Genomic DNA, 9,022 nt, shown 5'->3' with positions numbered 1-9,022 from the left:
TAGTAAGTATATAAAAGTTGCCTTGCTTTGTCAAAGCGCTTGATCAAATATCGGACTCGTTCCGACCGTGGCTCCCCGCGGCCTGCGCGCAATGGGCGAGAGTTTTTGACAAACGCGGGATATCTTGCTAGAAACCAAAGAACATGACGCAGGATATTTTGGACGAATTACTGCAAACCGAAAAAGCGGCGGCGGGTTTGATTGCCAGCGCCGAACGGGATGCCGCATGTCTGGCGCGGGAAACCGAACAAAAAATTCTTGGACTGCAGGCCGAACTCAAACAAGAGCTCAAACAGAATAAACTGGCGCTGCAAGAGGAGTTGAAAACACTGTACGCGAAAGAGGCTGTTCAGGCGGCGCAAAAAACCAGGACGCAATTGGCTGGACTGGCGGTCAGCAAGGACACGCTGGCGGAAGCCGCCGCTTTTTTGACGGAGAAAATTTTAGCCTAATCAATAGGAGAAGCCATGGCTGTCGCGGGTTTGCAAAAAATGCAAATTTTTATCCTACAGGAAAAGACACATGAGTTCCTGTCCGGCCTGCAGGCTCTGGGTATCATGGAGATCACCAATTTGCGGGACGAAACGCCGCCAGCGGAGCTGGCGCAGCGTTATCAAAAAAACTTGCAGTTTTTGGACGAATTATTCCCGCGGCCGCGCGGTTTTATTGAAAATTTCATTCAAGTCAAGCCGGTGGTAAAAAAAGCGCAGGCGGCGGAGCTGCTGCAGAAGCGGCCGGATAAAACGCTGGCCGCGCTGGAGAGATCGTCCGCGGAGTGGCGCGCGCAGACAACGGCCATGAAGCAGCTTGCCGACGCGGTACAAAAACAGGAATTATACGCCCGCTTTGGCCTGGGACGCGCGCGCCAGGCCGCTCGCTTGCGCCAGACCGGCGCGTTGTTTGGCCAAATCCCGGTGAAAAAAGTTGAGCCGGAAAAAATGCAGGTCTTGCGCGTGGACGGACAGACCGCGTTTGTGCAGAGCGTTTTTTGGCGGGCAGACGAGGCGGCGATCCGCGCTGAACTGGCGGAGCTCAATTTTGCGGAAGTCGCGCTGCCCCTGCAAAAGCGGGAATATTTCCGTGAAGCGGTCAGCCTCCGCTGGCGGCTCGACAAGCTGCGCCAAAAAAACGCGGAGCTGCGGGAACGGCTGGCTAAAATCCACGCCGCGGAGTACACGCGCCTGGCGGTTTGGACAGAACAATTGACCAACGAAAACGCCCTGCGGCAGTGGTCTTTGGGGCTGACCGCCACGAAAAAAACCAGCTTCCTTACCGGCTGGGTCCCTGTCGCGCAAAAGAAAAAACTGCGCCAATATTTGGATAAGTTTTCCGGAGTTTTGTACTGGCGTGAGGTTGAGCCTGACGCGGGCGAGGAACAGCCCGCGTTACTGCGCAACGGCGTGACGGCTCCGCTGGAAGCGGTGACCTCGCTTTACGGTATGCCGGGCAGCAAAGACCTTGATCCGTCACCGTTCATGGCGCCGTTTTTTATCGTGTTTTACGGGCTGTGTTTGTCCGACGCTGGCTATGGCTTGCTGCTGCTGCTTTTTGCGGGTTTTTTACTGGCACATTTTTTCGCCAATCTGACCAAATTCGGCAAAGAACTTTTGCTCTTAAATATTTACTGCGGAATTTCGACAATAGTTGTCGGGCTTTTGACCGGCAGCGTGTTTGGTCTGGACTTCAATATACTGCCCTGGCCGGATGTGAGAAATTTTTTCTTGAGCCTGAAAATTATCGACCCGCTGGACAGTCCGCTGCCGCTGCTCGGGCTTTCCGTGGGGTTGGGCGCGCTGCAAATGCTGGCCGGCCTTTTTTTGCGCTGGGTTTTAGACGGCAGACAAAAAGGCTGGGCGGCGGCGTTTTTGGCTTCCGGCTGCTGGTTCGTTTTCCTGCTGGCAATTTTTGGCTGGGCGGGCTTGAGCTTGCTGCCAGCGGGTCAGAGCTGGTCGGCCGCCGCCGCGCTGCTGGCGAACATTTTTAAATATATAGTAATCGGCAGCGCGGTGTTTCTGGTTTTGACGCAAGGGCGGCACCAAAAAAATCCGCTCCTGAAACTCGGCTCGGGGCTTTTGAGTTTGTACAGGCTGTCGGGATACCTTGGCGACCTGCTCTCCTACACGCGGATCTTTGCGCTAGGGCTGGTGACGGCGGTGATGGCTTTGGTCATAAATTATTTAGCCGCGCTGACCGGCGGGATCCCGATCGTCGGCCTCGGTGTGATGATCGTGATCTTGATCTTCGGCCACATTTTTGATTTTTTGGTCAACATGCTTGGCTCGTTTGTCCATTCGGCGCGCCTGCAGTATGTGGAATATTTTTCAAAATTTTTCGAGGGAGGGGGGCGGTTTTTTCGGCCATTTTCTTGGCAGACAAAATATGTTAGCTTGGAATAAATAAATTTTTGCAGAGCAAAAAACGAAAGGAGAAAATTATGGATATCGGTTTAATGTGTGCGATTTTAGGAGCGGCGCTGGCGATCGGCGGCGGCGGCATCGGCTCGTCAGTGGGTGTTGGTTTGGCCGGGGAAGTGGCGGCTGGCGTGGTGGCGGAAGACCCCGATAAATTCGGCAAGACGCTGCTGTTGCAGGCTCTGCCGGGCACGCAGGGTATTTACGGGTTTTTGGTTGCTTTTTGGGTGATCCTGAAAACTAATTTGCTGGGCGGCGCTCTGCCGGTGTCCAGTGAAGCCGGCCTGCAGATTTTATTCGCCTGCCTGCCAATGGCGATCGGCGGCGTAATTTCAGGCATTTATCAGGGACGGGTTGCCGCGGCGGGTATTGCCATGGTCGGCCGCAAACCTGACGAAGTCGGCAAAGGCTTGATCCTTGCGGCGATGGTGGAAACTTACGCCGTGCTGGGACTGCTGATGTCGATATTGCTTTTGATGAATATTCGGTTGTAATGGAGCGGCTGTGGCGTTAGACGATATTAAGAAAAAAATTTTGGCGGAAGCGCAAAACCAGGCCGGGAAAATCCTGGCGGCCGCGCAGACCGCCGCCGCGCAAAAGCTGTCCGCCGCGCAAAAACAGCTCAACGCCGCGCGCAAAAAAGCGGCCGCTGAGCTGGAAAAAGAACGCGCGCTCTCGGTACAGCAGCGCCGGCAGCTTTGGCAAATGGAAATTACGCAGAAATGTTTGGCGCAGAAAAGGACGTGCCTGGAGCAGGCGCTGACGCTGGCGGTGAAAGATTTGAGCGGCAAGAAATTAAAAAAATATTATGCCCGAATTTTGCGGGCGGCGGATTTTAACGGCGCGAAAGTTTTAGCCGGCGGCGATAAGGCCGTGCTGGCCGAAGTTTTGCAGACACTGGGCGCGCCGGATACGCCGGTGTTTACGCCGGAAAACTGGCCGGCTGGCCGGCTGGAACTCGATTACGGCAAAGCGCGGTTGGACTGCTCGGTCGAGCCGAATGTGCGCGAGGCGGCGGCCGCCGCCGAAGCGGAAATTGCCGCGAGGTTGTGGCCATGACCGGCCTGGGTTTTTTACTGGGGCGCGTGCGTTCCCGCGAAGGACAGCTGTTGAGCCTGGCCGAGCTGGGCAAAGCTGAGTTTGCCGAAACGGAAACTTTGGAGCAGCTGGAAAACCGCCTCAATCAAGAGCTGGCGGATTTGCGCCGCGAGCTTTTTCGGGACACGGCTGTCGCGGAAATTTGCTGGCTCAAATACGATTTGCACAATCTCAAAATTTTGCTGAAAGAAAAATTGATCGAACAAAACCTGGATCATTATCTCCTGCCGCTGGGCAAAGACAAGCTGGCGGATTTTGACCAGACGCTCGTGCGCCGCGCGGTGGAGATTTATGAAAAAACGGCGGATTTTTGCCAGCTGGATTATTGGTTGGATCAGGAACATTTGCGCGCGCTGCAAGCTCTGGCCAAAAAACAGGACAGGTATATACAGGCGTATATACACGCGCAGGCGGCAATTGCTGAATATAAATATCATTACGATCCCGCTACCGCCGCGGAAACCCTGCGCCAAAAGTTTCCCAATATAGAAATTCCGGAAACACTCGATGAAGGCGCGGTGGAAAAAGCGCTGGAGGATTATGCCAACAAACAGCTTTTTGCTGGACGCTACGGCTGCGGCGCGGCCGCGGTACTGGCTTTTGTGCAGGCCAAAGAAAACGAAATAAAGAATATAAAAATTTTATATTTGAGCCGCGGCCGCGCCTTGCCGGAACTGCAGAATTATTTGAGGCACACATATGTCTAGGGAAAAAATTGCTTTGCTGGGACCGGCCGAGACCGTCAAGCCGTTCAGCGCGCTGGGCGTGGGCTGCTTTGAGCTGGAAGACGCGGCTAAAGCGCGCGATCTGCTGGATGAACTGGCTAGAGATGAGGAGACCGGCCTGATCTTGATCGCGGAGAAATTAGCCGCGGCTTTGCTGCCGGAGATTGAAAAAATAAAAAGGCGGACGCTGCCCGCCGTGTTTATTTTGCCGGAATACAAAACTAAAACCAATCTGGGGCAGCGGCGGCTGGAAAACACGCTGGCCAGAGCGGTAGGCCGGCCGGTCTAAAAAAGGAGAGAAACATGACGGGAAAAATTGTCAAAATCGCGGGGCCGCTGGTGATCGCTGGCGGACTGGCCGATATTAAAATGTACGATGTGGTGCGGGTCGGCGCGCGGCGGCTGATCGGCGAGGTAATCGAAATTAAACCCGACAGCGCGGCCATACAGGTGTACGAAGAGACCGCCGGGCTGACGCCGGGTGAACCGGTCGTGTCCGCCGGTGAACCGCTTTCGGTTCTGCTGGCGCCCGGACTGATCGCCACGATTTTTGACGGCATTCAGCGGCCGCTGGAGAGAATTAAAGACCGCTGCGGCTCTTTCATTGAAAAAGGTATAGACATTCCCGCGCTGGATCTGGAGAAAAAATGGCGTTTTGTGCCGACGGCCGCGATTGGCAGTACAGTGCGCGCTGGTGATACGCTGGGCTATGTGCAGGAAACGACAGCGGTCAAACACTGGATCATGCTGCCGCCGCTGGCCAAAGGCGGCGTTTTAAAAAGCAGCGCGGCCGGCGAATTTAATATTACCGAAACGATCGCGGTCGTGGCCGGGGAAAACGGCGCGGAAGAAAAGATCGCCATGTTGCAAAAATGGCCGATCCGCCGCAAGCGGCCGCACGCCGGTAAACTGCCGCCGAACAAACCGCTAATCACCGGACAGCGCATTATTGACACGCTGTTCCCGATCGCTAAAGGTGGCACGGCTTGCATACCCGGGCCGTTCGGTAGCGGCAAAACGGTTGTGCAACATCAGCTCGCCAAATGGGCTGACGCGGATCTGATCGTTTATATTGGCTGCGGTGAACGCGGCAACGAGATGACCGATGTGTTGCAGGAATTTCCTGAGCTGAAAGACCCGAAAACCGGTGAGGCGCTGATCCAGCGCACGGTGCTGATCGCCAACACTTCTAATATGCCGGTAGCCGCGCGGGAAGCGTCGGTGTACACGGGCATTACGATCGCCGAGTATTTCCGAGATATGGGCTACAATGTGGCGATGATGGCCGACTCCACCTCGCGCTGGGCGGAAGCGCTCCGCGAAATGTCCGGCCGTCTGGAAGAAATGCCCGGCGAGGAAGGTTATCCAGCTTATTTAGGCTCGCGTTTGGCAGAGTTTTATGAACGCGCCGGACGGGTGACCGCGCTGGGCGCCCCGCAGCGCGAAGGGACTTTGAGCGTGATCGGCGCGGTATCGCCGCCGGGCGGTGATTTGTCCGAGCCGGTTACGCAAAACACTTTGCGCGTGGCCAAAGTTTTTTGGGCGCTGGATTCCGCGCTGGCTTACGCGCGGCATTTTCCGGCGATAAACTGGCTGAAAAGTTATTCGCTCTATGTTGACAATCTGGAGCAGTATTACGTAAACGAAATTGACGAGGATTGGCCGCAGATGCGCACGCAGACCGCCGAGCTTTTGCAGCAGGAATCCGAGCTGCAGGAGATGGTCAAGCTGGTCGGCATGGACGCGCTTTCCGGCCGCGAGCAGCTGGTGCTGGAAGCCGCGCGGTCGATCCGCGAGGACTATTTGCATCAGGTCGCTTTTGATGAGGTGGATACCTACACTTCTTTTCGCAAGCAGTATTTAATGCTCAAAGCCGCGCTGGCTTTTTATCAGGCCGGGTTGAAACTTTTGCAGCAGAATAAAGATGTGACACGGATTTTTAAATTGCCGGCGCGCGCTGAAATTGCGCGCATGAAGTACACGCCGGAAAAAGATTTGCCGCGGTTAGAAAAACTGCCGGAAGAGATCAGGCGGGCGGTGGAGAATTTACAGGGAGGAGCTGGCGATGCAGAAAGAATATAAAACCGTGACGGAAATTTCCGGGCCGCTGATCCTGGTCGAGGGCGTGGAAAAAGCCGGTTACGAAGAATTAGTGGAAGTGCGGACGCCGGCCGGTGAGACGCGGCGCGGCAAGGTGCTGGAAGTGCATCAAGACTGGGCGCTGGTGCAGATGTTTGAAGGCACGACGGGTTTGGATCAAAGCGCCGCGGTGCGTTTTCTGGGACATGGTGTAGAGCTGCCGGTGTCGGCGGAAATGCTCGGCCGTGCCTACAACGGCTCCGGCAAGGCGCGCGACGGCGGGCCGGAAATTATTGCCGAAAAAAAACTGGACATCAACGGCCTCGCCATCAATCCCACGGCGCGCGATTATCCCAATGATTTTATTCAAACCGGCATTTCGACCATTGACGGACTGAACACTCTGGTGCGCGGCCAAAAATTGCCGATCTTTTCCGGTTCCGGTCTGCCGCACGCGCGGCTGGCCGCGCAGATCGCCCGGCAGGCGCAGGTGACCGGCGACAGCAAAGCGGAATTTTCAGTGGTCTTCGGCGCTATGGGCATCACGTATGAGGAAGCCGAGTTTTTCATGGAAGATTTTCGCCGCACCGGAGCGCTCTCCCGCGCGGTGCTTTTTATCAATCTGGCGGACGATCCGGCGATCGAGAGAATTTCCACACCGCGGCTGGCTTTGACCGCCGCGGAATATTTGGCTTTTGAAAAAGGACACCACGTTTTGGTAATTTTGTCCGATATCACGTCGTACTGCGAAAGTTTGCGCGAAGTGTCCGCCGCGCGCAAAGAAATACCGGGCCGCCGCGGTTTCCCGGGTTATTTATATACCGATCTGTCTGCGCTCTACGAACGCGCCGGACGCCTGCAGGGCAAGGCCGGCTCGATCACGCTGCTGCCGATCCTGACCATGCCCGAGGATGACAAGACGCACCCGATACCGGATCTGACCGGCTATATTACGGAAGGGCAGATTATTTTAGACCGGGCGCTGCATCAGCGCGGTATTTATCCGCCGGTCAATCCGCTGCCCTCGCTTTCCCGTCTGCGCGACAAGGGCATCGGCGCGGGCAAAACGCGCGAGGATCACGCCAACGCCGCCAATCAGCTATTCGCCGCCTATGCGCGCGGCCGCGAAGCTAAAGAGCTGGCGGTGATCTTGGGCGAGTCCGCTTTGAGTGAGGACGATCTGAAATTCTCCGCGTTCGCCGGCGAGTTTGAGGACAAATTTATCCGGCAGGGTGAAAATGAAAACCGGACCATTGAGGAAACGCTGTCCATTGGCTGGGAGTTATTTAAACTGCTGCCGCCTGAACAACTGAAACGTCTGAAGCCGGAGCAGTTAAAAAAATATCTGCGCTGACGCTTTTGAGTTAAGAGAGAGACATGGCCAAATTAAACGTCAATCCCAACCGCATGGAGCTTTTGAAACTCAAAAGCCGTCTGCAATTTGCGCAGCGCGGGCACAAACTGCTGAAAGATAAACAGGAAAGTTTGATGCAGGAATTCATGCGCGTTTTGAAAGAACTGCGCGGCTTGTATGAAAAGATGAACAAAAATTTGGACGGCGTTTATGCCAAATTTTACCAGGCGCAGGCCGGCGCCAATCCTTATGCGCTGGAGGAAGCGCTGCTGGGCAACACGGCCAAAACGACAATGGCGGTGGAAATAAAAAGCCAGTTCGGTGTGAAGTTCCCGGTTTTGCGGATCGGCAAGATCGAGCCGAAACTTGGCGGTTCGCCGGCCAGCGCGCCGCTGGCGGCGCGCGGTTTGCTCAAGGCTGTCGGTGAAACTTTTCCAGAGATTTTGTTTCTGGCGCAGACGGAGAAAAAAATCGAGCTGCTGGCCGAGGAGATCGAAAAAACCCGCCGCCGCGTCAACGCGCTGGAATACAATTTAATTCCCGCCCTGCAGGAAACGCAGAAAGATATTGTCTTGAAATTAGAGGAGCGCGACCGCGCGGAAAGAACCAAACTAATGAAAGTCAAAGACTTGATCGCGGCGGGGTAACGACAGACGACCTTGCTGTTTGCGTATCAATCCGCATACGGATTGCGGATAAAACGGCCGTTGTGATAGTACCCGGCTTTAACAGAAACAGCAGATTCTTCTTCCGTTAAATTATCGAGGGATGGCTGCGTGGGCTGCGCTTCAGATTTTTCCGGCGGCTGTGTCCGGGGAAACAGCTCGGTAAAAAGTTCACCCTGTAAAGGATGTTTTTGGGCAATATGTTTGAGCTGCCACATGAGAGCCGCTCCTTTCTATTTAGGCCGCCAGCTGTCTTTTGCGGACAAATTCCTTGCCGCCTTCTTGACGGAAGTCTAGAACATTTGTCAGCCGCGTGGCCAGCCCGACAATGTTTGTCTCGCAGAACTCCGGCGCGAATTTATTATGCCGCGCTATCCAGTAAATCTCGCGTAGCCGGTCAGTGTGCTCCGACTTGTGGTCCAAATCGTACTCCGTGCAGTATTCTTTTAACGCCTCAAGAAATTTTTGCATAACCACCCACTCCTTTCTTTACAAGGATTTCGTAATTTATAGAGGAAAGTTGAATCGAAATATTATGGTGTATGTGTGGCCTAGAGACATCGTGCTCCCCGGAGGGATTAAATAAATACCCAATATTCTGGGAAATATACCTTTTGTGATACTGCAGGGTTAGCAGATCGGGCTTGCCCTCATCGATCAAAACAACCGGGAAAATCAGAGCGCTTTTTG

At 54.8% G+C, this 9,022-nt stretch carries 12 protein-coding genes; 9 read left to right on the top strand and 3 right to left on the bottom strand.

Translation table 11 applies throughout. The annotated features are described in order from the left end of the window. Positions 1-143 precede the first annotated feature (143 nt). The 9 genes from LBJ25_05840 to LBJ25_05800 are packed head-to-tail and all read left to right on the top strand — an operon-like array spanning position 144 to position 8,314. On the top strand, positions 144-452 hold the full coding sequence (locus LBJ25_05840) for a hypothetical protein (protein ID MDR1453476.1): 309 nt from the start codon (positions 144-146) through the stop codon (positions 450-452). Between the two features lie 15 nt (positions 453-467). After that, positions 468-2,396: a hypothetical protein gene (locus LBJ25_05835; GenBank protein MDR1453475.1), complete on the top strand. Its 1,929-nt coding sequence runs from the start codon at positions 468-470 to the stop codon at positions 2,394-2,396. A 38-nt stretch (positions 2,397-2,434) separates the two neighbouring features. Next, positions 2,435-2,905, top strand: coding sequence for a V-type ATP synthase subunit K (locus tag LBJ25_05830; GenBank protein MDR1453474.1), 471 nt, complete (start codon positions 2,435-2,437; stop codon positions 2,903-2,905). A 10-nt stretch (positions 2,906-2,915) separates the two neighbouring features. Further along, positions 2,916-3,470, top strand: coding sequence for a hypothetical protein (locus tag LBJ25_05825; protein MDR1453473.1), 555 nt, complete (start codon positions 2,916-2,918; stop codon positions 3,468-3,470). Beyond that, positions 3,467-4,216: a V-type ATPase subunit gene (locus LBJ25_05820; GenBank protein MDR1453472.1), complete on the top strand. Its 750-nt coding sequence runs from the start codon at positions 3,467-3,469 to the stop codon at positions 4,214-4,216. Before LBJ25_05825 ends, LBJ25_05820 begins: the two co-directional genes overlap by 4 nt. Then, entirely contained in the window at positions 4,209-4,523 is a 315-nt protein-coding gene (locus LBJ25_05815; GenBank protein ID MDR1453471.1) for a hypothetical protein, read from the top strand. The genes LBJ25_05820 and LBJ25_05815 overlap by 8 nt, the downstream gene beginning before the upstream one ends. 14 nt (positions 4,524-4,537) lie before the next feature. Continuing rightward, on the top strand, positions 4,538-6,316 hold the full coding sequence (locus tag LBJ25_05810; protein ID MDR1453470.1) for a V-type ATP synthase subunit A: 1,779 nt from the start codon (positions 4,538-4,540) through the stop codon (positions 6,314-6,316). Then, on the top strand, positions 6,300-7,667 hold the full coding sequence (locus LBJ25_05805; GenBank protein MDR1453469.1) for a V-type ATP synthase subunit B: 1,368 nt from the start codon (positions 6,300-6,302) through the stop codon (positions 7,665-7,667). Before LBJ25_05810 ends, LBJ25_05805 begins: the two co-directional genes overlap by 17 nt. A gap of 23 nt (positions 7,668-7,690) precedes the next feature. After that, the gene (locus LBJ25_05800; GenBank protein ID MDR1453468.1) at positions 7,691-8,314 is read left to right on the top strand and encodes a V-type ATP synthase subunit D; all 624 of its coding nucleotides are present in this window, start codon (positions 7,691-7,693) and stop codon (positions 8,312-8,314) included. A 26-nt stretch (positions 8,315-8,340) separates the two neighbouring features. Here the strand turns inward: LBJ25_05800 and LBJ25_05795 are convergent, their stop codons facing one another. The 3 genes from LBJ25_05795 to LBJ25_05785 form a co-directional block, all read right to left on the bottom strand. After that, positions 8,341-8,550: a hypothetical protein gene (locus tag LBJ25_05795; GenBank protein MDR1453467.1), complete on the bottom strand. Its 210-nt coding sequence runs from the start codon at positions 8,548-8,550 to the stop codon at positions 8,341-8,343. Between the two features lie 19 nt (positions 8,551-8,569). Next, positions 8,570-8,803 (bottom strand): hypothetical protein, encoded by a 234-nt coding sequence (locus tag LBJ25_05790; GenBank protein MDR1453466.1) that lies wholly within the window; start codon positions 8,801-8,803, stop codon positions 8,570-8,572. Next, on the bottom strand, positions 8,787-9,022 hold a 236-nt coding region (locus LBJ25_05785; GenBank protein ID MDR1453465.1), incomplete at its 5' end, for a hypothetical protein. The genes LBJ25_05790 and LBJ25_05785, both read right to left, overlap by 17 nt.

It is taken from the genome of Candidatus Margulisiibacteriota bacterium, from assembly GCA_031268855.1.
GTDB lineage: Bacteria > Margulisbacteria > Termititenacia > Termititenacales > Termititenacaceae > Termititenax.
This window is presented reverse-complemented; position numbering and strand designations above follow the sequence as displayed.